This window comes from Pseudoxanthomonas sp. OG2 (genome assembly GCF_014192765.1).
Classification (GTDB): Bacteria; Pseudomonadota; Gammaproteobacteria; order Xanthomonadales; family Xanthomonadaceae; genus Pseudoxanthomonas_A; species Pseudoxanthomonas_A beigongshangi.
Map to the genome: position 1 here is coordinate 2251185 of NZ_JACHYM010000001.1, position 20224 is coordinate 2271408.

Annotated in this window: 25 protein-coding genes; 16 read left to right on the forward strand and 9 right to left on the reverse strand. The window is 67.7% G+C overall.

Annotated elements, in window-relative coordinates:
- Positions 1-85: 85 nt before the first annotated feature.
- Positions 86-730, reverse strand: coding sequence for a response regulator transcription factor (locus tag FHW78_RS10310; RefSeq protein WP_183641321.1), 645 nt, complete (start codon positions 728-730; stop codon positions 86-88).
- A 1-nt stretch (position 731) separates the two neighbouring features.
- Positions 732-1838, reverse strand: a complete 1107-nt coding sequence (locus tag FHW78_RS10315) for a histidine kinase (protein WP_183641323.1) — start codon at positions 1836-1838, stop codon at positions 732-734.
- Positions 1839-1981: 143 nt separating this feature from the next.
- Here FHW78_RS10315 and FHW78_RS10320 point away from each other — a divergent pair, with 143 nt between their 5' ends.
- The 4 genes from FHW78_RS10320 to FHW78_RS10335 are packed head-to-tail and all read left to right on the forward strand — an operon-like array spanning position 1982 to position 4474.
- Positions 1982-2587, forward strand: a complete 606-nt coding sequence (locus tag FHW78_RS10320) for a hypothetical protein (RefSeq protein WP_203322049.1) — start codon at positions 1982-1984, stop codon at positions 2585-2587.
- A complete protein-coding gene (locus FHW78_RS10325; RefSeq protein WP_183639873.1) occupies positions 2584-2931 on the forward strand; it encodes an NIPSNAP family protein in 348 nt (115 codons plus the stop codon). Before FHW78_RS10320 ends, FHW78_RS10325 begins: the two co-directional genes overlap by 4 nt.
- Positions 2932-2935: 4 nt before the next feature.
- Complete coding sequence (locus FHW78_RS10330) at positions 2936-3727, forward strand: NIPSNAP family protein (protein ID WP_183639875.1); 792 nt, start codon at positions 2936-2938, stop codon at positions 3725-3727.
- A 51-nt stretch (positions 3728-3778) separates the two neighbouring features.
- On the forward strand, positions 3779-4474 hold the full coding sequence (locus FHW78_RS10335; RefSeq protein WP_183639877.1) for a YafY family protein: 696 nt from the start codon (positions 3779-3781) through the stop codon (positions 4472-4474).
- Positions 4475-4480: 6 nt separating this feature from the next.
- On the opposite strand, the gene FHW78_RS10340 is transcribed toward FHW78_RS10335, so the two are convergent.
- Entirely contained in the window at positions 4481-6592 is a 2112-nt protein-coding gene (locus FHW78_RS10340; protein ID WP_183639879.1) for a TonB-dependent receptor, read from the reverse strand.
- A gap of 177 nt (positions 6593-6769) precedes the next feature.
- A complete protein-coding gene (gene phhA, locus FHW78_RS10345; protein ID WP_183639881.1) occupies positions 6770-7654 on the reverse strand; it encodes a phenylalanine 4-monooxygenase in 885 nt (294 codons plus the stop codon).
- 131 nt (positions 7655-7785) lie between these two features.
- On the opposite strand from phhA, the gene FHW78_RS10350 reads away from it, so the two are divergent.
- The 8 genes from FHW78_RS10350 (at position 7786) to FHW78_RS10385 (ending at position 11567) form a co-directional block, all read left to right on the forward strand.
- Positions 7786-8265 (forward strand): Lrp/AsnC family transcriptional regulator, encoded by a 480-nt coding sequence (locus tag FHW78_RS10350; protein ID WP_183639883.1) that lies wholly within the window; start codon positions 7786-7788, stop codon positions 8263-8265.
- 20 nt (positions 8266-8285) lie between these two features.
- Complete coding sequence (locus FHW78_RS10355; RefSeq protein ID WP_255443184.1) at positions 8286-8801, forward strand: N-acetyltransferase; 516 nt, start codon at positions 8286-8288, stop codon at positions 8799-8801.
- A 162-nt stretch (positions 8802-8963) separates the two neighbouring features.
- Positions 8964-9218 carry a DUF2164 domain-containing protein gene (locus FHW78_RS10360; protein ID WP_183639885.1) on the forward strand — a complete coding sequence of 85 codons (255 nt, stop codon included), beginning with the start codon at positions 8964-8966 and terminating at the stop codon, positions 9216-9218.
- 27 nt (positions 9219-9245) lie between these two features.
- Positions 9246-9638, forward strand: a complete 393-nt coding sequence (locus FHW78_RS10365; protein WP_183639887.1) for a VOC family protein — start codon at positions 9246-9248, stop codon at positions 9636-9638.
- A gap of 82 nt (positions 9639-9720) precedes the next feature.
- Entirely contained in the window at positions 9721-10131 is a 411-nt protein-coding gene (locus FHW78_RS10370; RefSeq protein WP_183639889.1) for a GFA family protein, read from the forward strand.
- Between the two features lies 1 nt (position 10132).
- Entirely contained in the window at positions 10133-10528 is a 396-nt protein-coding gene (locus FHW78_RS10375) for a putative quinol monooxygenase (RefSeq protein ID WP_235996616.1), read from the forward strand.
- Positions 10525-10911, forward strand: a complete 387-nt coding sequence (locus tag FHW78_RS10380) for a VOC family protein (protein WP_183639891.1) — start codon at positions 10525-10527, stop codon at positions 10909-10911. Before FHW78_RS10375 ends, FHW78_RS10380 begins: the two co-directional genes overlap by 4 nt.
- Complete coding sequence (locus FHW78_RS10385; RefSeq protein ID WP_183639893.1) at positions 10908-11567, forward strand: glutathione S-transferase family protein; 660 nt, start codon at positions 10908-10910, stop codon at positions 11565-11567. The genes FHW78_RS10380 and FHW78_RS10385 overlap by 4 nt, the downstream gene beginning before the upstream one ends.
- Before the next feature lie 9 nt (positions 11568-11576).
- Here the strand turns inward: FHW78_RS10385 and FHW78_RS10390 are convergent, their stop codons facing one another.
- The gene (locus FHW78_RS10390; RefSeq protein ID WP_183639895.1) at positions 11577-11894 is read right to left on the reverse strand and encodes an SMR family transporter; all 318 of its coding nucleotides are present in this window, start codon (positions 11892-11894) and stop codon (positions 11577-11579) included.
- Between the two features lie 79 nt (positions 11895-11973).
- On the opposite strand from FHW78_RS10390, the gene FHW78_RS10395 reads away from it, so the two are divergent.
- Positions 11974-12369 carry a helix-turn-helix domain-containing protein gene (locus FHW78_RS10395; protein ID WP_343205553.1) on the forward strand — a complete coding sequence of 132 codons (396 nt, stop codon included), beginning with the start codon at positions 11974-11976 and terminating at the stop codon, positions 12367-12369.
- A 39-nt stretch (positions 12370-12408) separates the two neighbouring features.
- Positions 12409-12804 (forward strand): DUF1801 domain-containing protein, encoded by a 396-nt coding sequence (locus tag FHW78_RS10400; protein ID WP_183639897.1) that lies wholly within the window; start codon positions 12409-12411, stop codon positions 12802-12804.
- 22 nt (positions 12805-12826) lie between these two features.
- Here FHW78_RS10400 and FHW78_RS10405 read toward each other — a convergent pair whose 3' ends face one another.
- Positions 12827-13162, reverse strand: a complete 336-nt coding sequence (locus FHW78_RS10405; protein ID WP_183639899.1) for a hypothetical protein — start codon at positions 13160-13162, stop codon at positions 12827-12829.
- A gap of 80 nt (positions 13163-13242) precedes the next feature.
- Between FHW78_RS10405 and FHW78_RS10410 the strand changes: the two genes are divergently transcribed.
- Positions 13243-13857, forward strand: a complete 615-nt coding sequence (locus FHW78_RS10410) for an N-methyl-D-aspartate receptor NMDAR2C subunit (RefSeq protein WP_183639901.1) — start codon at positions 13243-13245, stop codon at positions 13855-13857.
- 84 nt (positions 13858-13941) lie between these two features.
- Here the strand turns inward: FHW78_RS10410 and FHW78_RS10415 are convergent, their stop codons facing one another.
- Both FHW78_RS10415 and FHW78_RS10420 read right to left on the reverse strand, forming a co-directional pair.
- Entirely contained in the window at positions 13942-14961 is a 1020-nt protein-coding gene (locus FHW78_RS10415) for a patatin-like phospholipase family protein (RefSeq protein ID WP_183639903.1), read from the reverse strand.
- Positions 14962-15113: 152 nt separating this feature from the next.
- Positions 15114-16133 carry a TIGR00266 family protein gene (locus FHW78_RS10420; RefSeq protein WP_183639905.1) on the reverse strand — a complete coding sequence of 340 codons (1020 nt, stop codon included), beginning with the start codon at positions 16131-16133 and terminating at the stop codon, positions 15114-15116.
- Between the two features lie 237 nt (positions 16134-16370).
- Between FHW78_RS10420 and FHW78_RS10425 the strand changes: the two genes are divergently transcribed.
- On the forward strand, positions 16371-18647 hold the full coding sequence (locus FHW78_RS10425) for a TonB-dependent receptor (RefSeq protein WP_183639907.1): 2277 nt from the start codon (positions 16371-16373) through the stop codon (positions 18645-18647).
- A gap of 400 nt (positions 18648-19047) precedes the next feature.
- Here the strand turns inward: FHW78_RS10425 and FHW78_RS10430 are convergent, their stop codons facing one another.
- Positions 19048-20199, reverse strand: coding sequence for a glycoside hydrolase family 18 protein (locus FHW78_RS10430; protein WP_183639909.1), 1152 nt, complete (start codon positions 20197-20199; stop codon positions 19048-19050).
- Between the last annotated feature and the right edge of the window lie 25 nt (positions 20200-20224).

Consider the following 20224-nt stretch of genomic DNA (forward strand, 5'->3'; position numbering starts at 1 on the left):
TTGTGGGAGCGACGTGAGTCGCGACCGTCATCCAATCAGACACGGAATCGTCGCGACTCACGTCGCTCCCACAAGGAGAGTCCGATCAGATGATCCGCAGCGTGATTGCCTTGAGCACGGCACGGGTGCGGTCGCGGGTGCCGAGTTTGTCGAGGATGTTGGAGACGTAGTTCTTCACCGTGCCTTCGGCGAGGAACAGCGTGCGCGCGATTTCCTTGTTGGAGTAGCCACCGGCGAGCAGGCGCAGGATCGCGACTTCGCGCTCGCTGAAACGATCGCTGGACGGACTCTCGTCGTGGAACCGGTAGCGCGCGCGCACCGGATCGGTGGCGACCGGCTGCAGCAGGGTGTCGCCGGCGGCGACCCGGCGGATAGCGGCGCGCAGGTCTTCCGGCGCCGCGTCCTTGAGCAGGAATCCCTGTGCGCCGGCTTCGGCCGCGCGCAGCAGCAGGTCGCCGTCATCGAAGGTGGTCAGCAGCAGCACCGGTGTCCGGTCACCGCGCGCGCGCAGTCGCAGCAGCGCGTCGATGCCGTCCACGCCGGGCATGCGGATGTCGCTGAGGATCACGTCCACCGGGCTATCGGCGAGCCGCTCGAGCAATTCCGCGCCGCCCTCGGCCTCGAACGCCACCCGGATTTCGTCCGGCCCGTCCAGCAACGCGCGCAGGCCGGCACGGACCAGGGCCTGATCGTCGGCCAGCGCGACCCGCACGATCGCGGATCCGGACATATCACTCATGAGAAAACTCCACGGTCAGTTCCAGGTTGCCGGCCAGGCCGCGGCCGATGCGCAGATCCCCGCCGACCGCGGCGACCCGTTCGCGGATGCCGGCCAGCCCATTGCCTTCGCGCAGCAGCGCCGGGGCCTGGCCATCATCGGCGATCCGCAGCCACAGCCGCGAACCCTCGCGCCGCAGTTCGACCCACAACGTCGCCGCGCCGGCATGGCGCGCCGCGTTGGTCATGGCTTCCTGCACGATCCGTAGCACGGTCTCGGCCAGCTGCGGATTCCGGATCACCGCGTCCGCGCCGATGTTCAGCTGCATGCGAAGCTGCGGCAACGGCGCGGCCAATGCGCGCAGCGCGGTTTCCAGATCCAGCCCGCGCGAATCGCGCAGCGCCTGGACCACGTTGCGGATGTCCTCCAGCAGGTCGCTGGCCAGCTGCTCGCTCAAGCGCACCTGCGGACGTCCGGCCAGCGCGGGATCGGAAGCCAGCGCGCGCAGGTTGAGCTTCATCGCGGTCAATTTGTGCCCAGCGACATCGTGCAGCTCGCGCGCCACCCGCAGGCGCTCGGCGTCGCGCGCGCTGTCGGCGAGCAACGCGCGGGTGGCGAGCAGATCGGCGTTGACCAGCGCCAGCCGATCGCGGGCGTTCTCGGCGCTGCGCGCGTAGTGGCCGATCAGCGCGGCGAAGGCCTGGAAGCCGCCGTAGATGGCGACCATGAACCAGGCCGCGTCGTGCCCGGCACGGACCATCAGCAGGCCGAACACCAGGTTCGCCGCCAGCATCACCAGCAGCGCATGCAGCGGGCGCCAGGTCATCGCCAGTTGCGCGGCGACCACCACCAGCAGGACCGGCGCGGTTCCGGTGCGTGGCGCCAGTTCGATCATGAGCAAGGCGAGCAGCAGTTGCAGCCACAACAGCGCATCGCGCAGGCGCCGGCCGACGCCGGGCTGATCCAGCAGCAGGAAGGCGGCCAGGAACGCCAGCAGCGTACCCAGGCGCGGGCCGTCGAGGCCGCCGGTCTCACCGCGCATCGCCAGCATCACCGCCGCCCAGGTCAGGACGCCGGACAGATTGAGGGGTTGCAGCAGCAGCTTCAGGCGTTCGCGCATGCGGACATGCTGCCTGCCGCCGCTGGCGGACGCCACGGGCATCGCGCAAGTCGTGACTTCCGGCAGGTCGATGGCTGCTGACACCACGTTGTCAGCAGCCCCGCATCAGGATGGACCCCTGCCATTTTCAGGAGGAAATACGCATGAGCCCCCGGAGTCTGACCGCGCGCGCCCAGGACCTGCTGCCGCGCGCCTTCCACGCCTACGTTGCCGGCCTGGGACGTAGCCTGGTGAGCGGCGACCAGCTTGTCTATCCGGCGTCGCCCGGCCACCCATTGCCCGCGGAAGGCCGCCACGACTTCGATTTCCTGCACGGCCGCTGGCGGGTGCGCAACGTGCGGCTGAAGGAGCGGTTGGCCGGGTGCGAGGAATGGGAACACTTCGAGGCGCGCCAGCAATGCGGTCCGGTGCTGGGCGGCGTCGGCAACATGGACGAGTTCGTCACCGACTGGTCGGGTGGCTATCGCGGCATGACCCTGCGCCTGTACGACCCGCTCCAGCGGCAGTGGAGCCTGTACTGGGCCAACAACCTCCAGGGCCTGCTCGAACCGCCGGTGATCGGCCGATTCGAGAACGGCGTCGGCACCTTCCATGGCCGCGATCGCCACAAGGGCCGCGAGGTGTGGGTGCGGTTCCGCTGGCACGAGATCCAGCCGGACAGCGCGCACTGGGAGCAGGCGTTCTCGCCGGATCGTGGCGGCCACTGGGAAACCAACTGGCACATGTACCTGAGCCGGGAGGCTGCATGAGCGCGCCGGTTTCCACCCGGGCCGTCGAGTTCCGCAGCTATCGCCTGCGCCCCGGCACGCGCGAAGACTTCCACCAGCTGATCACTGCCACGGTCATGCCGATGCTGCGCGGCTGGCCGATGGACGTGGTCCGGCATGGCCCATCGCCGCACGACCGCACGTCCTACCTGTTGATCCGTGCCTACGCGGATCTGGACGCGCGCCAGCGCGAGCAGGACGCCTTCTACGGCAGCGATCAATGGCGCGAGGGACCGCGCCAGGCCGTGCTCGATCTGATCGAGGAATACCTGTCGGTGGTGATCGAGATGGACACCGCCGTTGTCGATGCCCTGCGCCAGGAGTGACGTGATGCTGGATACCCTCTCCCCCACGACGGCCCGCCCTTCCCGTCCCCTCGCTGTCCCGCCGGTCGCCACCGCGGTTCCAGGCGTGATCGAATTGCGCCAGTACACCCTGCACCCGGGCCGGCGCGACGAACTGATCACCCTGTTCGAACGCGAGTTCATCGAAACCCAGGAAGCGGCCGGGATGCACCTGCTGGGCCAGTTCCGCGATCTGGACGATCCGGATCGCTTCGTCTGGTTGCGCGGATTCGCCGACATGGCGACGCGGCGGGAGGCACTGGCGCGGTTCTACCAGGGACAGGCCTGGCGCGCGAATCGCGATGCCGCCAACGCGACGATGATCGATTCGGACAACGTGCTGCTGCTGCAGCCCGCGCATCCGGGCCCCGGGTTGCGGGTGTCGGCGCCGCCGCCGGCGATGGACGCGGCCGCGCCGGAGCAGGCCCGCGTCGTCATCTGCCTGCACCATTTCGATGCGCCGGTGAGCCAGGAGTGGCGGGATCATTTCGAACAGATACAACGGCCATGGCTGGAGGAGATGCAGGCGCGCGTGCTTGGCACGCTGGTGAGCAGCACCGCCCCGAACGACTACGCCGCCCTGCCGGTGCGCGAGGGCGAGCACGTGTTCGCCTGTCTCCTGCAGTTCGCCGACGAAGCCACCCACGAACGCTGCGATCGCCAGCTCCAGGCCGCCTGGCGGATCGGCGCGCAGCCGCATCGCACCGAGTTGCTGCGGCTGGCGCCCACCGCGCGTTCGCGGATGGGGCGCGACCCGCGTCCCGGCGGGGAGGCGTGAGATGCGCGCGTCCCTTTGCGTCCCCCGGCGCCGGCAAGGGATGATGCCGACATGCGCCGCGCCGACCGCCTGTTCCTGATCATCCATGCCCTGCGTGGACGCCGCACCGCCCTGCCCGCCCGTACCCTCGCCGAGACCCTGGCGGTCTCGCTGCGAACGGTCTATCGCGATGTCGCCGACCTGCAATTGTCCGGCGTGCCGATCGAAGGCGAGGCCGGCATCGGTTATCTGCTGCGCAAGGGCGCGGACATTCCTCCGCTGATGTTCAACGCCGACGAACTCGAAGCCCTGGTGGTCGGCACGCGCTTCGTCCGCGCGTTCGGCGGCAAGCGCCTGTCCGTCGGCGCGCGCTCGGCACTGCTGAAAATACAGGCGGTGTTGCCGCCGGATCTGCAGGCGCGTGCGCAGCGCACCCGCATCTATGCGCCGGAACTGAAGGACCGCTTCGAATCCACCGGCCTGCTGGATCGTCTGCACGAAGCCATCGAGCAGCGCCGGGTGCTGCGGTTCCGCTACGCCGATCATTCCGGCGAGGAAACCGGGCGCGACATCGAGCCGCTGTGCCTGGCCTTCTGGGGCGGCAGCTGGACGCTCGGGGCCTGGTGCCGTTTCCGCCGCGATTTCCGCAACTTCCGTCCCGACCGCATCCTTCAACTGGATGAGACCGGCGAGATCTTCGCCGACGATCCCGAGCATGGCCTGGAGGCGTACTTCCGCCGGGTCGGCCCGCCGCCTTCGGATGCCTGAGGGGCGTCAGGGCATCCTGCGCCACTCCAGGCCCAGCAGGAATCCACGGTCGGGTCCGGGCTCGTAGTAACGGCCGTTGCCTTCGTTGACGATCACCGATCCGGCGTAACGCTGGTCCAGCGCGTTGTCCACGCGCAGGAACGCGCGCAGCATATCGTCGCCGAATCGCCAGCGGCGCGCGGCTTCCAGATGCAGCAATGCGTAGCCCGGGGCCTGCTCGCTGCCGATATCGTTCACGCTCACCCGATCCTGGGCGACGGCTTCGGCGGCCGCGCTCCAGGTCTCCGAACGCCATTCAAGCCGGCCGAAGAACTGCTGGCGCGCGATACCGGGAATCGTCGCGCCCGCCTTCACCGGCGTGTCCGGCACGGCGCAACCGCTGCGTGCGCACGTCAGGAAGCCGTCGCGGAACTCGGCATCCAGCCAGGTCCAGGCGGCCTGCCATTGCCAGTGTTCGCCGAACGACGCGCGCATGCTCGCCTCCGCGCCTTGCCGTCGCGCACGCCCCACGTTGCGATAGGTGCTGCGCCCGCCCAGGTTGCTGGCGACCGACAACTCGTCGTCGGTGTCGGCGCGGAACAGCGCGAACGCCAGGTCGCCGGCGGACCAGCGCCATTTGCTGCCCAGTTCCCAGTGCCGGCTGATCGCCGGACGCAGGTCCAGCGCCAACCCGGCACCGCCATCGGCGCGATAGCCGAGTTCGTTGAAGGTCGGGGTCTCGAAACCACGTCCGCTCGACAGGTACAGGCGCCAGTCGGCGCCGGCATCGAACATCACGCCCGCGACCGGAGTGGTCTCGGCATAGCGCACGCGACCGCTGTCATCGGGGTTGGTGGCGGTGACGTAATGATCGCGCGAGGCGAACCGCACCGCGCTGTGGCGCGCGCCGGCGAGCAGCGACCAGCGATCGGCGAAGCGCCACCACGCCTGCGCATACTGGTCCACGTTCTCCACCCGGTTGCGTTCGTCGCGACGCGGCCAGCCCCGCACGCCCCACTCCGCATCGATGAAATTCTCGTAACCGCGCCGGTGCTGGCGCTGGCGGTCTGCATTCACGCCCACGGTGGCCTCGAACGGCCGCGCGGCCAGTTCGCCCTGCCACGACCAGCGCGCGTCGATGCCGGCCTGGTCATTGCCCAGATCGATGACGCCGCCGCTGTTGAGCGGATTGCCCTGCGCACCGACGGGAAGCGGCAGGAACTGTTCGACATCGCGGCTGCCGGCATAGGCCGTCGCGCGCAGGCGATGACCGGCGGCCAGCGGTTGATCCAGCACCAGCCCGAGCTGATCCTGGCGCACCGACTTGCGGGTGTTGAACTGGTGCGCGGCGGCGATCGCCTGCGCCGGGTCCGCGCGCCACTGTGCCCGGGTCAGGCCGAGCGGATCCTGCGCGCGCGGCGAATCGAAATGGTTGAACACCAGATCCAGCGTGCCCTCGCCCGCCAGATCGAAACCCAGCTTGCCGTTGAACGACTCGCGCCGCGCCGCGCTGTGGTCCCGGTAGCCGTCGGTGTCGAAAATGCTGGCCGCGAGGTTGTAGTGCACCCCGCCCTGCGCGCCTGACCATTGCGCGCCCAGCGTGCGGGTCGCGTGACTGCCCACCGAGCCTCGCACCCGAAGTTCGCCTGGCGCTTCGCCGCGCGCGCTGGACAACTGCACCACCCCGCCGGAGGAATTGCCGTACAGCGCCGAGAACGGACCGCGCAGCACTTCCACCCGTTCGGCACCCATCAGGTTGAAATGCGACAGCTGGCCTTGCCCGTCCGGCAGCGTGGCCGGAATGCCGTCGGCATACAGCCGCACCCCGCGTACCCCGAAGGTCGCGCGCGCGCCGAAACCGCGGATCGACAACTGGGTGTCCTGCGCGTAGTTCTGCCGGTCACGCGCGAGCAGTCCGGGCACGCCGCCCAGGCGCTCGGACAGGTTTACCCCGGCGGTGGCGGCATCCTCGCGCAGATCGATCAGGTCGAGCGAGGCAGGCGTGTCGAACGCCGAGACACCCTCCAGGCGAGCGGCCTGCACGGTGACACGGTCCAGGGTGCGCGCGGTGTCCTGCGCGGCCGCCGGCAAGGCGACGAGAAGGGCCAGCGCCAGCGTGGCGCGAGGTAGATGCGTCATGCGTGCATTCTAGAGTCCCGCCCTCCCCTGTAGGAGCGACGTCAGTCGCGACCGAAGTCTCCGGACCACCTGCATCCCTGGAAGACCATGAAGCCAACCCGCTGTTGGAAACAGGCGGCGGGCCTGATGGTGCGGTCGCGACTGACGTCGCTCCTACAGGGGAATCGGACTGCCGGTTCAGACGTCGCCGTCGGCCAGCCAGCCTTCGCCGGTGCCACGGGTGAACACCCGGTCGCCCTCGCGCACGTCGCCGGCCGGAATGGCCTCCTGGTCGGCCAGGCGCGCGTAAATCGGGGTGAAGTCAGGCGCGGTGGCGTTCATCAGCTGCTCGAAGCTGTCGATGACGAAGTAGGTCTTCTGGTAGGTATCGATGCGGTAGCGGGTGCGCATCAGCCGCTCCAGATCGAAACCGATCCGGTTGGGCGCCGGCGATTCCAGCGAGTACAGCGATTCGCCCTTCGACGAGACGATGCCGGCACCGTAGATGCGCAGTCCGTCAGGCGTGTTGATCAGGCCGAATTCCACCGTGTACCAGTACAGCCGGGTCAGGTGGACCAGCGCCTCCTGATCGATGCCGTGCGCCTTCACCCCGCCCTTGCCGTACGCCTGCATGTAGTCGGCGAATACCGGATTCATCAGCAGCGGGACGTGGCCGAACAGATCGTGGAACAGATCCGGTTCGGCGATGTAGTCGATCTGATCGGGGCGGCGAATCCACCAGGTGACCGGGAAACGCCGGTTGGCCAAGTGATCGAAGAAGTCCAGTTCCGGCAGCAGGCCCTCGACGCCGATCAGGGTCCAGCCGGTGGTCGCCTTCAGCACCCGGTTGAGCTCGTCAAAGCGCGGGATGCGGTCCGGGGTCATGCCCATCGCGTCCTGTGCCTGCAGGAATTCATTGCAGGCCCGCCCGACCAGCAGCTGGCGCTGGCGTTCGTACAGCTTGCCCCAGGTGTCGTGGTCGGCGGCCGGATAGTCGGCCGGCTGCTCCACCACGGCGGTCGTGTAGACCGGCACGTAGCCCTTGTCGGTCTGCTGGTGCTCGACGCGGCGGGGTTCGTTCATGGTGGGCTCCTGGCAGGGCAAGTCCTGCGATCGCATGCTAGCGCCGGGACCGCGCAATGGGCTTGCAAAGTTGCGCACATAGGGGTCATTGGCGCAATCTTGTTGCGTAGAATCATGTTGCGAGGCAACAAATGGCCGAATCCGTCACCCTGGACCGGACCGACCTGCGCCTGCTGGCCCTGCTGCAGCAGCAGGGCCGGGCCCCCAACTCCGACATCGCCACCCAGGTGAACCTGTCGGCCTCGGCCTGCCTGCGCCGGATCCAGCGGCTGGAAGCGGCCGGGGTCATCACCGGCTACGCCGCGCGGGTGGAACCGCAGAGCGTCGGCCTGGGCTTGCAGGCGTTCGTGCGCGTGCAGCTGGAGAAGCATGGCCAGAGCGGCATCGCCCTGTTCGCCGACAACGTGCAGCATTGGGATGAAGTGGTCACCTGCCACGCCCTGACCGGCGACATGGACTACCTGCTGCACGTCGTGGTGCAGGATCTGGAACACTTCTCGCGTTTCCTGCTGGACAAGCTGCTCGACGCCAGCGGCGTCGCCGACGTGAATTCCAGTTTCGTGCTGCGCACCGTGAAAGCCTTCGGTGGCTGGCCGCTGCCGAAGGCATGAGAACGCTCCCGGGAGATTGAATGGATACGTTGCACATCCGGCCCGCCACGACCGGCGACCTCGACGCCATGTGGACGATTTTCCGCGCGGTGATCGCGCCGGGCGACGCACTGCCGTTCGACGAGGGTTTCGATCGCGACACCTTTCGCGAGCACTGGTTCGGCGCCCATGCCGCCTCGGTGGCGGAGCAGGGCGGCGAGGTGATCGGCATGTACAAGCTGGGGGCCAACCACGCCGGGCGGGGTGCGCATGTCGCCAGCGCCACCTACGCGGTCGCGCCCGCCATGCAGGGCCGGGGCGTGGGCAGGCGACTGGTCGAGCACAGCCTGGCCCGTGCACGCGCCGCCGGGTTCCGCGGCATCCAGTTCAACTACGTGGTCAGTACCAACGGGGGCGCGGTGGAACTCTATCGCCGGCTCGGTTTCGACATCGTCGGGACACTGCCCGGCGCGTTCCGCCACGAGCGGTTGGGCTGGGTGGATGCGTACGTGATGTTCCGGGGACTGGAACCGCCGGAAGCCGATGCAAAGGTATGACGCGGGAGCCGCGCGGGCATGCCGATCGCATTGCGTGAGATCGGTTGCATGATGATGGTGGAGTGAGTCGACCCTGCCGGTGCAGCCCTGACGCATGCCGCAGGCGATCTCCTTTCCCGTTGCCGGCGCGGGTCGCGCGCCTCGAAGAGTGATGCGGACACCATGAGCGAAATCCGGTTTTCCCCGGAAGAAAAGGCGTTGATCGTCAATCGGATCCAGCTGTACTTCAGTGAAGAGCTGAAACAGGCCATCGGCCGGTTCGACGCCGAGTTCCTGCTCGACTTCTTCTCCCGGGAGGTCGGCGCCTATTACTACAATCGCGGCCTGTACGACGCGCAGGCCGCGCTGGTGACGAAGCTGGACGATATCCAGGACGCCATCTACCAGCTCGAGCGTCCGACCGACTTCAAGCGTTGACGCCGCACGCGCGGCAGGGAGTCCGAGATGAGCGCTCCACCTCCGGTTTCGCTCCGCAACCTGGTCGCGATGCTCCAGGTCACCGATATGGCGCGTTCATTGGCGTTCTATTCGCGGCTGGGTTTCGAGCTGCGCAACACCCATGTGCCCGACGGAACCGACAACGATGGGGCGCCGGTGTGGGCCTGGCTGGAGGGCGGGGCAGGGCAGCTGATGCTGACGAAGGCCAGTGAGCCGGTCGATGCGGGCAAGCAGGGAATCCTGTTCTATCTGTACTTTGACGATATCGCGGTGGTGCATGCGCGACTGGGCGCCGAGGGGTGGCCGGTCGGTCCGATGAGCCATCCGTTCTATTGCCCGCGGGGCGAGTTCCCGCTGGCCGATCCGGATGGCTATCGGTTGATGTTGACCCATACCTGATGCGCCACCACGTCGCTCATCACGATCGTAATAAACTGGCGTCCCCGCGACGCGGCGCGTCGGAACGAGAGGCAGGCACGGCATGATCCGGGAAGTCGGCGGTGTACCCATCCAGGCCACGCATCGCGCGCGCTGCCATTGTGGCGCGGTGGTTCTGGAGCTGGATCTGCCAGACGGCATCGTCAAACCGCGCCGCTGCGACTGCTCGCTGTGCCGACGCAAGGGTGCCATCGTCGCTTCGGTGCCACTGTCCGGCCTACGGGTGATGCAGGGCGGGGACGTGTTGACCCTGTACCAGTTCAACACGAAGGTCGCGCGGCACTACTTCTGTTCGCGCTGCGGCATCTACACGCACCACCAGCGCCGCTCCGATCCCAACGAATACGGCTACAACGTCGGTTGCCTGGATGGCGTCAACCCGTTCGCACTGGGCGAAGTGCCGGTCGAGGATGGCGTGAACCATCCCTCCGATCGAAAGCCTTTGGAGCCGTGAAATGAAACGCCGCGATCTGTTGGCCGGGACCGGCGCGGCACTGATGCTCGTATCCGCACGACTGCCGGCCCATATCCATGGAGAACCCCCGATGTACGGATTGATTGGCAAGATGAAAGCGGTGGGCGGCCAGCGCGAAGCGCTGATCGCCTTGATGCTGGAGGAAGTCGGCGCCATGCCCGGTTGCCTGAGCTACATCGTCGCGCGCGACCCGGCCGACGCCGATGGCATCTGGATCACCGAGGTCTGGGACAGCGCCGCCAGCCACAAGGCCTCCCTGTCGTTGCCGGCGGTGCAACAGGTGATCGCCCGCGCCAAGCCGCTGATCGCCGGCTTCGGCGAACATTTCGAGACCGCGCCCGTCGGCGGCCATGGTCTGGCACAGGCGACGGCATGAAACCGCAGCCACTGATCGCGGTGCGGGATGTTGCGGCCAGCCGGCGCTGGTACCAGGCCGCGCTTGGCCTGGACAGCGGTCACGGCGGCGACGAGTACGAACAGCTGATGGCCGACGGCAAGATGATCCTGCAACTGCACCGCTGGGAAGCGCATGCGCACCCGCATCTGGGCCAGCCGGATATTGCGCCCGGCAATGGGGTGCTGCTGTGGTTCCTGGCCGATGACTTCGATGCCGCGATCCGGCGCGTGGAACAGGCCGGTGCGGAGGTGCTGGAAGGACCGAAGGTCAATCCGAACGCGCAGCATCGCGAGATCTGGCTGCGTGATCCGGATGGTTATGTCGTGGTCGTGGCCGGACCCTACGGCGACCTCGGCGCATGAGCCGCATCCTCTACAGCGGCACCCGCAACGCCTCCAGCTGGGCGTTCCGCGCGTGGCTGGCGCTGCGCGAACAGGACATCGCGTTCGAGGAACGCATCGTCGACATCCGCAAGCCGCAGCGGTTCGAGAACCTCGCTCGCATCGCTGTGTTCTCGCCGCCGGCCGCCGTGCCGGTGCTGGTGGACGGCGAGACCGTCATCTACGACTCGCTCGCGATCATGGAATACGCCAGTGAACTGGGTGCTTCGCCACTGCTGCCCGCCGACATCCTCGCTCGCGCACGGGCGCGAGCGTTGCTCGCCTGGGTGCATTCGGGCCTGTCCGGACTATGTGGCCGGCTGTCGTTCGAAAGCGCTTTCTATCCGCAACGGCGGCGCATGACCACGCAGGAACAGGCCGAGGCTGGACGCATCCTGGCCGCCTGCCAGCAGGCGCTGGTGCACAGCGGCGGGCCCTATCTGTGTGGCGCGCTGTCACTGGCGGACTTGGCGTTCGTGCCGGTGCTGTGGCGATTGTTCGCGCACGATGTCGACGCCAGCGCTTGGCCGCATGCCAGCGACTGGAGCGAACGCCTGTTGTCCCGGCCCACCGTGCGCGAATGGCTGCATGAGGCCGAAGCGCTGCCGCCAGTGTACCTGGACGACTACGAAGCGTAGGCGCGCGTCCTACGCTTCCAGCCAGCGCAGGCCGATGATGCCGAGCAGGATCAGCGCCATGCAGCCCAGCCGCGCCGGCGACGGGCTGTCGCCGTAGGCGAAGATGCCCAGCGCGGCGACGCCGATCGCGCCGATCCCGGTCCACACCGCGTAGGCGGTGCCGGTGGGCAGATCGCGGATGGCGTGGGTCAGCAGGAAGATGCTGACCAGCGCCGCGACGATGCCGATGACGCCGGGCAGGGGACGCGTCCATCCCTGCGCGGATTTGAGCGCGCCGGCCATGACGATTTCCATCAGGCCGGCAAGGATCAGCAGCCACCACGCCATCGCGGACTCCGGTTCACTTGAAGGGCGCCCAGCCTGACCACACACTGGCTACCGTACAAGTACGCACTTCGAGGTGCCTGTGGACAGCGCTCAGCCAGCCCTGCCGGAACAGCCGGAAACCGCAAGCGGCGCCTGCCCGTCGCAGGCGGTGATGACCTTGCTCGCGGGCAAGTGGGCACTGCCGATCCTCACCGAACTGGCGCGCGGCCCGGTGCGCAACAACGCGTTGCTTCGGCGCATCGACGGCGTGTCGCAGAAGGTACTGACCCAGAACCTGCGCGAACTGGAGCGCAGCGGCCTGATCGAACGCATCGACCATGGCACGGTGCCGCCGAGCGTGGAATATCGCCTGACCGACCTGGGGCGTTCGCTGGACCGCACGCTGGTCGGGCTGGACCGTTGGGCGGAGCGCCACCACGCCGCACTGGCCGAAGCGCGGGCGCAGCATGACCTGCGCCGGGTGGAACCGGAATAATCCGTGGGCCCGATCCCGGGTGACAGGAGCGTCGCCGCCATGCACCGCAAGACCACCGACACCACGGACGCCGTCGATGCCTACATGGCCGCGCTGGATCATCCCTGCAAGGCGGAAGTGGAAGCGCTGCGCCGGATCATCACCGGCGTGGACGCGCGTATCGCCGAAGGCGTCAAATGGAATGCGCCAAGCTGGCGCCTGGACGAATACTTCGCCACCACCCACCTGCGTGCGAAACAGGGCATCGGCGTGATCCTGCATCTGGGCGCGAAGACGCGGGCGCCGGAGCGAAAACCCGCGATTGACGATCCCGACGGCTTGCTGGAATGGCTGGGACCGGATCGCGCGCGGGTGGTCTTCGCCGACATGGCGGATCTGCGCCGTCGCCAGGCCGCGTTCGAAGCCGTGCTGCGGCAATGGATCCGCCTGCTCTAGACGGATGGCGTCTCCCGCGCGGTCAAGCGTCGCCGCTTTCCACGCGCGCGCCGTCCCGGTGCGCCAATGCCAGTTCGCCCACGTGGCGCCGACCGGGATTGTCGCCGGCGATCCATTCGGCCGGCGGGAACAGATCGAACAGGCCGACCTTGAACAGGGTCGGGATGGCGGCGGCCAGTTCGGTTTCCACCCGGCCGCGTTCGCCCGCGTTGTACAGGGTGATGTTGTGCAGCAGCGTGGCCACGGTACCGGTCTGCACGCGGCTGCCGTCCTTCAGGGTGACCGCGGGCAGGACTTCGCCCGCGGCGACGATCTTGTGGTTGATGGCGGCCAGGTCGGCAGGGGAGGAAACGGACATGCGGCGGGAACTCCGGCGGGGGATTCGATGGCAGAGATGCGGGCGGATCACGCGTGGGCAAGAGGCGTAGACTTCGCACGATGAAACAGCATCTGCAATCGTCCTGGCAGCGCGCATGGCGCGGCGTCGGCGCGGTCGGTGATGACCTGGCGTGGTGCGAGCGGCTGCTGGCCTGCTACCAGGAACCGCATCGCCACTACCACACGCTGCAACACCTCGGCGAATGCCTGGCGGCCTTCGACCAGGCGCGCGCGCTGGCGCCACATCCCGATGAGATCGCGCTGGCCTTGTGGTTCCACGACGCCATCTACGACGTGAAGCGATCCGACAACGAGGCACGCAGCGCGGACTGGGCGCGTGAGGCGCTGCTGGACGCGGAGGTGGAATGCGCGGTCGCCGATCGCGTGCATGCGCTGATCATGGCCACCCGGCACGACGCGGTTCCCGCCGATGCCGACGCGCAGCTGCTGGTGGATATCGATCTGGGCATCCTCGGTGCGGACACGGCGCGCTTCGCCGAATACGAAGCGCAGATCCGGCGTGAATACGCCTTCGTGCCCGGCTGGCTGTTCCGGCGCAAGCGGCGCGCCATCCTGCAGGGATTCCTGGAGCGGCCACGGCTGTACACGACGCCATATTTCCACGACCGGCTGGAAACCCGCGCAAGGGAAAACCTGGCACGCGCGGTGGCTTAGCGGCGGGTACGCGGCATCATGTAGATGCCGAGCTTGCCCAGCATTGGCGCCGGTCCGGAAACGCTCAGCGGAGCAAGCTCCGCTCTACTCGCATTTCTTCTTGCCGCCCCACAGCTTGCCGAGGCGGAATCCCTCGTCGTCGCAGTCCGCGGGCTTGGGCGGAACGACCGGCGCGGTCTTCGCCGTGTGCGCGGCCAGGCGCTCGCGCTGCACGCGTTGCAGCTTTTCGCGGATCTGCGGCATCACCGCCATCGCCGCGCGCTCGCCTTCCAGGATCGCGTTGTTCTTCTGCTCGAAATCCGCAGGACCAATCTCGTTGACCCGTGGCCGGATGACGATGTCCGCGCGCGCCAGCTCCTGCTCGCCGAGTTTCTGGCCCATGATCGTGATCGACTGGTTGACGATGCCGAGCATGCTGCCCGGCCGCGTGCCGGGCGCCTTGGTGGAGATGTCCACGGCGATCACGAAGTCCGCGCCCAGTTGGCGCGCGGCATCCACCGGCACCGGACTGACCACGCCGCCGTCGACGTAGGTCGACTTGCCGATCACCACCGGCTCGAACACGCCGGGGATGCTGCTGGAGGCGCGCACCGCCTGGCCCACATTGCCGCGCACGAACACGGTGCGCTGTCCGGTTTCCAGTTGCGTGGCGACGGCGGCGAACGGCTTTTTCAGCTTCTCGATGGGACGCTTGCCCAGCAGGTCGTTGACGTAGTCCTGCAAGGCCTGGCCCTGCACCAGCCCGCCGGAGAACAGCCGCACGTCGCGGATTTTCGTTTCATCCAGCGCGAAGGCCTGCTTCTGCATCTGGAACGGATCCATGCCGCTGGCGTACAGCGCGCCGACCACGCTGCCGGCGCTGGTGCCGGAAACCACCACCGGCTGGATGCCATTGGCCTCGAGCATCTTGATCACGCCGATGTGGGCGAAACCCTTGGCCGCGCCGCCGCCCAGGGCGATGCCGACCTTCACCGGCGGCGGTGGCGGTACCGGCGCGACCGGCGTCACCGCGGCGGGCGGTGGTGATGGCCGGGTATTGCCGCCGCAGGCGGCCAGCAGCACCAGTGGCAGCAGCCAGGAAAGGCGAGGGCGGAGCGGATTCATGAATGTGCAGGTGGAGTGGAAATCGACGGCGCAGGATACCGCGCGGCGGTTCAATGGCTTCCAACCGGCGACTCCGGTTGCCCGAGGCTGTCCTGGCGGCCAGCCGGCTCCGGGGGCGGCGGAGTGGTTGCGCTCCCGCCGCCGGCGCCTGCTCAGAAGCTGTTGTCGCCGTCCAGGATCCGGCCCAGCCCGCCCAGCACCGAGCCTTCGCCGCGCGCCTGTCCGCCGGTCTGCGGCGCGGCCTGCAGCATGCGGCCGGCCAGGCGCGAGAACGGCAGCGACTGCATCCAGACCTTGCCCGGACCGGTCAGGGTGGCCAGGAATACGCCCTCGCCGCCGAAGAACATGCTCTTGATGCCGCTGACCGGACGCACGTCCATGTTCACGCTGGCGTGGTAGGCGACCACGCAGCCGGTGTCCACGTCGATGCGCTCGCCGGCCTGCAGCTCGCGCTCGACCACGGTGCCGCCGGCATGCACGAATACCCAACCGTCGCCTTCCAGCTTCTGCATGATGAAGCCCTCGCCGCCGAACAGGCCGGTGAGGATCTTGCGCTGGAAGTGGATGCCCACGCTGACGCCGCGCGCGCCGGCCAGGAAGCTGTCCTTCTGGCAGATCAGGCGACCGCCGTGCTCGTCCAGCTTCATCGCCAGCACCGTGCCGGGGTAGGGCGCGGCGAACGCGACCTTGGCCTTGCCCGTGCCGGTATGGGTGAACACCGTGGTGAACAGGCTCTCGCCGGTCAGCACGCGCTTGCCGGCCGACAGCAGCTTGTCCATGAAGCCGCCGCCCTGGCCGCTGTGCGAGCCGTTGCCGAACACGGTATCCATCTGCACCGTGCCGTCCTTGAACATCAGCGCACCGGCTTCGGCGATCGCGCTCTCGCCCGGATCCAGCTCGACCTCGACGAACTGCATGTCGTGGCCGACGATGCGGAAATCGATCTCGTCGGCACCGCGGCGTCCGCCGGAACCCGGCAGCGGCGGCACATGCGGCGGGGTGCTGGCGCCGCCGCCCAGTTCCGGCACCTCGCGCACCGCCTTCCACTCGCGCATGCCCTCGCGCCAGGCCAGCGCGCCGGGGTTGAGCTGGGCGTGGCGGCGGGCGGCTTCGTCGTCCAGCGGACCGACCCGCTGCTGATCATTGGGGCTATGGAAATACCACTGGCTCATGAGGGGTGTCCGGGGGTGGAAAGAGCCGCGAGTCTAGCCGCGCGACCCCGCCTGCGACATACCCGGAAGTCCTGCCCGGTACGGTCGGAACGCGACCGCCATCGCGGGGCGGCGGGATTGCCGTTACCTTCGGCATGAACAGGACTTCCGGCCATTGCCCCGCCTGTTGCTGTAATGCAACATTCGCATGCTAGGCGGCGCCCGCCGCTCCCGACCACCCACCGGAAAGCCATCGCCATGTCCCGACTCCGCTCCACCGCCGTGCGGCCGCACCGCCTTGCCTTCGCCATCGCCGCGCTGCTGCCGTTCGGCAGTGTGCTCGCCCAGGAAGCAGCCACCACCGCTCCCAAGACCGAAGCGTCCACGCTGGACACCGTGCAGGTGACCGCGCAGCGCAAGGTCGAGAACATCCAGGACGTCCCGGTCTCCATCTCCAGCGTCAGCAGCGAGAAGCTGGACGTGCTCGGTTCCGGCGGCAACGACATCCGCTTCCTGTCCGCGCGCGTGCCCAGCCTCAACATCGAATCCTCCTACGGCCGCGCGTTCCCGCGCTTCTACATCCGCGGCCTGGGCAACACCGACTTCGATCTCAACGCCTCGCAGCCGGTCTCGCTGGTGTACGACGAAGTGGTCCAGGAAAGCCCGCTGCTGAAGGGCTTCCCGATCTTCGACCTGGAGCGCATCGAGGTGCTGCGCGGTCCGCAGGGCACGCTGTTCGGCCGCAACACCCCGGCCGGCGTGGTCAAGTTCGAATCGGCCAAGCCGACCCGCGAGCTGGACGGCTATGCCCAGCTGTCCTACGGCAGCGACAACATGTGGAATTTCGAGGGCGCCATCGGCGGTCCGCTGAGCGAGCGCTGGTCCGCGCGCGTGTCGGCGCTGTACCAGCGCAAGGAAGACTGGGTGACGAACCAGAACCCGGCCGGCCCGGATCGCGGTGCCGAGGGCTACGACGAATCCGCCGCGCGCGTGCAGTTCCTGTACGAGGGCGACGCGTTCGAAGGCCTGTTCAACCTGCACAAGCGCCACCTCAACGGCACCGCCCGCCTGTTCCGCGCCAACATCATCAAGCCGGGCACGAATGACTTCGTGCCGGGTTTCGACAAGGAGAAGATGTACACGGATGGCGTGAACTTCTCCGAGCTCGACACCTGGGGCGGCAGCGCCCGCCTGCGCTGGGATCTGGGCGATTACAACCTGTATTCGATCACCGGTTACGAGACCGCCGAATCGCTCAACCGCGGCGACATCGACGGCGGCTACGTGTACACCTTCGACTTCAACCCGGCCGACGGCATCGACGCCGGCCAGCCGCTGATCGGCGCGCGCTTCCCGTCCGAATCGGCCGACGGCCTGCCGCACCACAAGCAGCTCACCCAGGAGTTCCGCCTGGAATCGGACTACGCCGGCAAGTTCAACTGGCAGGCCGGCCTGTTCTGGTTCAAGGAAGACATCCGCATCGACAGCTTCAACTACGACTCGCTGGCCTCGGGCAATCCGCAGAGCGGCCACGCGATCCAGGAGCAGGAGAACAAGGCGTGGGCGGTGTTCGCCTCCGGTGAGTACCAGGCCACCGACAAGCTGAAGCTGCGCGGCGGCGTGCGCTACACCCAGGACAAGAAGGACTTCAGCGCCAGCGTGCTGCAGGCGGTACCCGGCGGTTCGCCGGTCGGCGGTCCGTTCCGCGAGCACACCGACGTGGACGATGTCAGCTGGGATGGCAGCGCGGTCTATGCGTTCAACGACAACGTGAACTTCTACGCCCGCGTCGCCAAGGGCTTCCGCGCGCCGTCGATCCAGGGCCGCGTGGCCTTCGGCACCGTGACCAAGGCCGATTCGGAGGAAGTGATTTCCTACGAGGCCGGCGTCAAGGCGGACCTGTGGGACAAGCGCGCGCGCGTGGGCTTCAACGTGTTCCGCTACAACGTCGACGGCCAGCAGCTGATCGCGGTCGGCGGTGGTACCAACCAGGCCAACCTGCTCAATGCCGACAAGACCATCGGCCAGGGCTTCGAGCTGGATCTGGAAGCCTACGTGCTGGACAACCTGCTGGTGACCTTCGGCAGCAGCTACAACGACACCGAGATCAAGGATGCGGATCTTGGCGTCGCCCCGTGCGGCGGCGGTTGCACGGTCACCGATCCGATCGTCAATGGCTTCGCCCGCATCAACGGCAATCCGCTGCCGCAGGCGCCGAAGTGGGTGCACAACCTGACCGCGCGCTACAGCGTGCCGATGGGCGACGGTGCCGAGCTGTACTTCTACACCGACTGGGCCTATCGCAGCGAAGTGAACTTCTTCCTGTACGAGTCGGTGGAATTCACCGGCAAGTCCTCGCTGGAAGGCGGCCTGCGCATCGGCTACGGCTGGAACTACGGTGACTACGAAGTGGCACTGTTCGGCCGCAACATCACCGACCAGACCCGCATCGTCGGCGCGATCGACTTCAACAACCTGACCGGATTCATCAACGAACCGCGCACCGTCGGCGCCGAATTCACGATGAAGTTCTGAGGAAACGCCCGCTCCGCCGTCCAACCGGCGGAGCGGGATGCCATCGCTTTTTGTAGGAGCGACGTCAGTCGCGACGCCTTCCAGCGCATCGGCTCCGGAAGCCGCGGTCGCGACTGACGTCGCTCCTACACGGGCGATTCGGGTGTTGCATTGCATCCGATTCTCACAACCCTTCCCTGTAGGAGCGACGTGAGTCGCGACGCCTTCCAGCGCATCGGCTTCGGAAACCGCTGTCGCGACTGACGTCGCTCCTACACGGGCGATTCGGGTGTTGCATTGCATCCGATTCTCACGACCCTTCCCTGTGGGAGCGACGTGAGTCGCGACGCCTTCCGGCGCATCGGCTCCGGAAACCACCATCGCGACTCACGTCGCTCCCACAAGAAGGCATTTCCGCGGTTCAGCGTTTCGCGGGCGTGTCGGTGAACAGGGCTTCGCGGGTCACATCCAGCAGCTGCTCGTCCGGGTCGTTGCTCTGCTCCCAGTACATCACGCCGCCCAGGCCCTTCTCGCGCACGTAGGCCACCTTGGCTTTCAGCGCCTGCGGATCCTCGTAGCTGATCATCTTGCGCAGCGTCGGATTCCACAGCCACGCCGCCTGTGCCTGGTCGTCCCAATGGCGGACATAGCCTTCCTTGTTCAGCCGTGAACGGGCGATCTCCCGCCAGGAAATGAAGCCGCCGCCGCTGGCGAACGGCTGGTCCAGGCCATTGTTGCCGTCGGTCACCTCGTCGAAGGTGCGGCCGTAGAATGCCAGGCCGACGTGCAGCTTGCGTGGCGGCGTGCCGCCGGCGAGGAATTCCTCCACCGCCTGCACCGTGTTGCGGCTGCCCGGCTCGGCCGTGCGCGACGGACGCAGGCCGGCGTGGTGGCCGGTGGTGCGCTTGAGGCTGCCGTAGAAGTCGTAGGTCATCAGGTTGATCCAGTCCAGGATCGCCGAGATGCGCGGGATGTCCAGGCCGCGCGCCGCGTCACCGTCGGCCGCGGCGATGGTCAGCAGGTAATACCGATCTCCCTGGGTCTTGCCGAGCGCGTCGAGTTTCGTGCGTACAGCCTCCAGCATCAGCGGGAAGTTGGCCTTGTCGTCGGCGCTGTAGCTGATGCCCGGCCCGGGATGGCCGGGGTATTCCCAGTCGATGTCCACGCCATCGAGATCATGCCGGCGCACCAGTTCCACCGCGGTGTCGGCGAAGCGCGCACGCGCCGCTTCGGTGGCGGCCGCTTCGGAGAAATTTCCCGCGCCCCAGCCGCCGATCGACAGCACGATCTTCAGATCCGGATTGTCCTTGCGCAGCGCGGTCAGTCCCGCCAGCGAGCGCGCCGCGGTTTCGCGGGGCAGGAACACCTCGTGTTGCGGATTGACGTGGGCAAAGGCGAAGTTGATGACATCCAGCTTGCGCGCGCTGATCGGCGGAAGCTTCTCGCCGTCGGAGACGTAGCCGATCACTCGATATCCCGAATCGTCCTTCGCCTGCGCGGCCTGCGTTTCGACGGCGCCGACCGAGAAAGCGAAAGCCAGCGCCAACCACCCTGACCGAATCAATCTGCTCATTTCATCGCGACTCCAAGCGGGGCCG

Excerpts from the sequence above, each read along its gene's own strand:
- FHW78_RS10410 (WP_183639901.1), top strand. The coding sequence starts at position 13,243 with ATGAAACAGCATCTGCAATCGTCCTGGCAGCGCGCATGGCGCGGCGTC.
- FHW78_RS10340 (WP_183639879.1), bottom strand. The coding sequence starts at position 6,592 with ATGACGCATCTACCTCGCGCCACGCTGGCGCTGGCCCTTCTCGTCGCC.
- FHW78_RS10425 (WP_183639907.1), top strand. The coding sequence starts at position 16,371 with ATGTCCCGACTCCGCTCCACCGCCGTGCGGCCGCACCGCCTTGCCTTC.
- FHW78_RS10420 (WP_183639905.1), bottom strand. The coding sequence starts at position 16,133 with ATGAGCCAGTGGTATTTCCATAGCCCCAATGATCAGCAGCGGGTCGGT.
- FHW78_RS10360 (WP_183639885.1), top strand. The coding sequence starts at position 8,964 with ATGAGCGAAATCCGGTTTTCCCCGGAAGAAAAGGCGTTGATCGTCAAT.
- FHW78_RS10330 (WP_183639875.1), top strand. The coding sequence starts at position 2,936 with ATGCTGGATACCCTCTCCCCCACGACGGCCCGCCCTTCCCGTCCCCTC.
- FHW78_RS10365 (WP_183639887.1), top strand. The coding sequence starts at position 9,246 with ATGAGCGCTCCACCTCCGGTTTCGCTCCGCAACCTGGTCGCGATGCTC.
- phhA (WP_183639881.1), bottom strand. The coding sequence starts at position 7,654 with ATGAACGAACCCCGCCGCGTCGAGCACCAGCAGACCGACAAGGGCTAC.
- FHW78_RS10350 (WP_183639883.1), top strand. The coding sequence starts at position 7,786 with ATGGCCGAATCCGTCACCCTGGACCGGACCGACCTGCGCCTGCTGGCC.
- FHW78_RS10405 (WP_183639899.1), bottom strand. The coding sequence starts at position 13,162 with ATGTCCGTTTCCTCCCCTGCCGACCTGGCCGCCATCAACCACAAGATC.
- FHW78_RS10310 (WP_183641321.1), bottom strand. The coding sequence starts at position 730 with ATGTCCGGATCCGCGATCGTGCGGGTCGCGCTGGCCGACGATCAGGCC.
- FHW78_RS10390 (WP_183639895.1), bottom strand. The coding sequence starts at position 11,894 with ATGGCGTGGTGGCTGCTGATCCTTGCCGGCCTGATGGAAATCGTCATG.
- FHW78_RS10430 (WP_183639909.1), bottom strand. The coding sequence starts at position 20,199 with ATGAGCAGATTGATTCGGTCAGGGTGGTTGGCGCTGGCTTTCGCTTTC.
- FHW78_RS10375 (WP_235996616.1), top strand. The coding sequence starts at position 10,133 with ATGAAACGCCGCGATCTGTTGGCCGGGACCGGCGCGGCACTGATGCTC.
- FHW78_RS10315 (WP_183641323.1), bottom strand. The coding sequence starts at position 1,838 with ATGCGCGAACGCCTGAAGCTGCTGCTGCAACCCCTCAATCTGTCCGGC.
- FHW78_RS10355 (WP_255443184.1), top strand. The coding sequence starts at position 8,286 with ATGGATACGTTGCACATCCGGCCCGCCACGACCGGCGACCTCGACGCC.
- FHW78_RS10400 (WP_183639897.1), top strand. The coding sequence starts at position 12,409 with ATGCACCGCAAGACCACCGACACCACGGACGCCGTCGATGCCTACATG.
- FHW78_RS10335 (WP_183639877.1), top strand. The coding sequence starts at position 3,779 with ATGCGCCGCGCCGACCGCCTGTTCCTGATCATCCATGCCCTGCGTGGA.
- FHW78_RS10325 (WP_183639873.1), top strand. The coding sequence starts at position 2,584 with ATGAGCGCGCCGGTTTCCACCCGGGCCGTCGAGTTCCGCAGCTATCGC.
- FHW78_RS10415 (WP_183639903.1), bottom strand. The coding sequence starts at position 14,961 with ATGAATCCGCTCCGCCCTCGCCTTTCCTGGCTGCTGCCACTGGTGCTG.
- FHW78_RS10380 (WP_183639891.1), top strand. The coding sequence starts at position 10,525 with ATGAAACCGCAGCCACTGATCGCGGTGCGGGATGTTGCGGCCAGCCGG.
- FHW78_RS10385 (WP_183639893.1), top strand. The coding sequence starts at position 10,908 with ATGAGCCGCATCCTCTACAGCGGCACCCGCAACGCCTCCAGCTGGGCG.
- FHW78_RS10370 (WP_183639889.1), top strand. The coding sequence starts at position 9,721 with ATGATCCGGGAAGTCGGCGGTGTACCCATCCAGGCCACGCATCGCGCG.
- FHW78_RS10320 (WP_203322049.1), top strand. The coding sequence starts at position 1,982 with ATGAGCCCCCGGAGTCTGACCGCGCGCGCCCAGGACCTGCTGCCGCGC.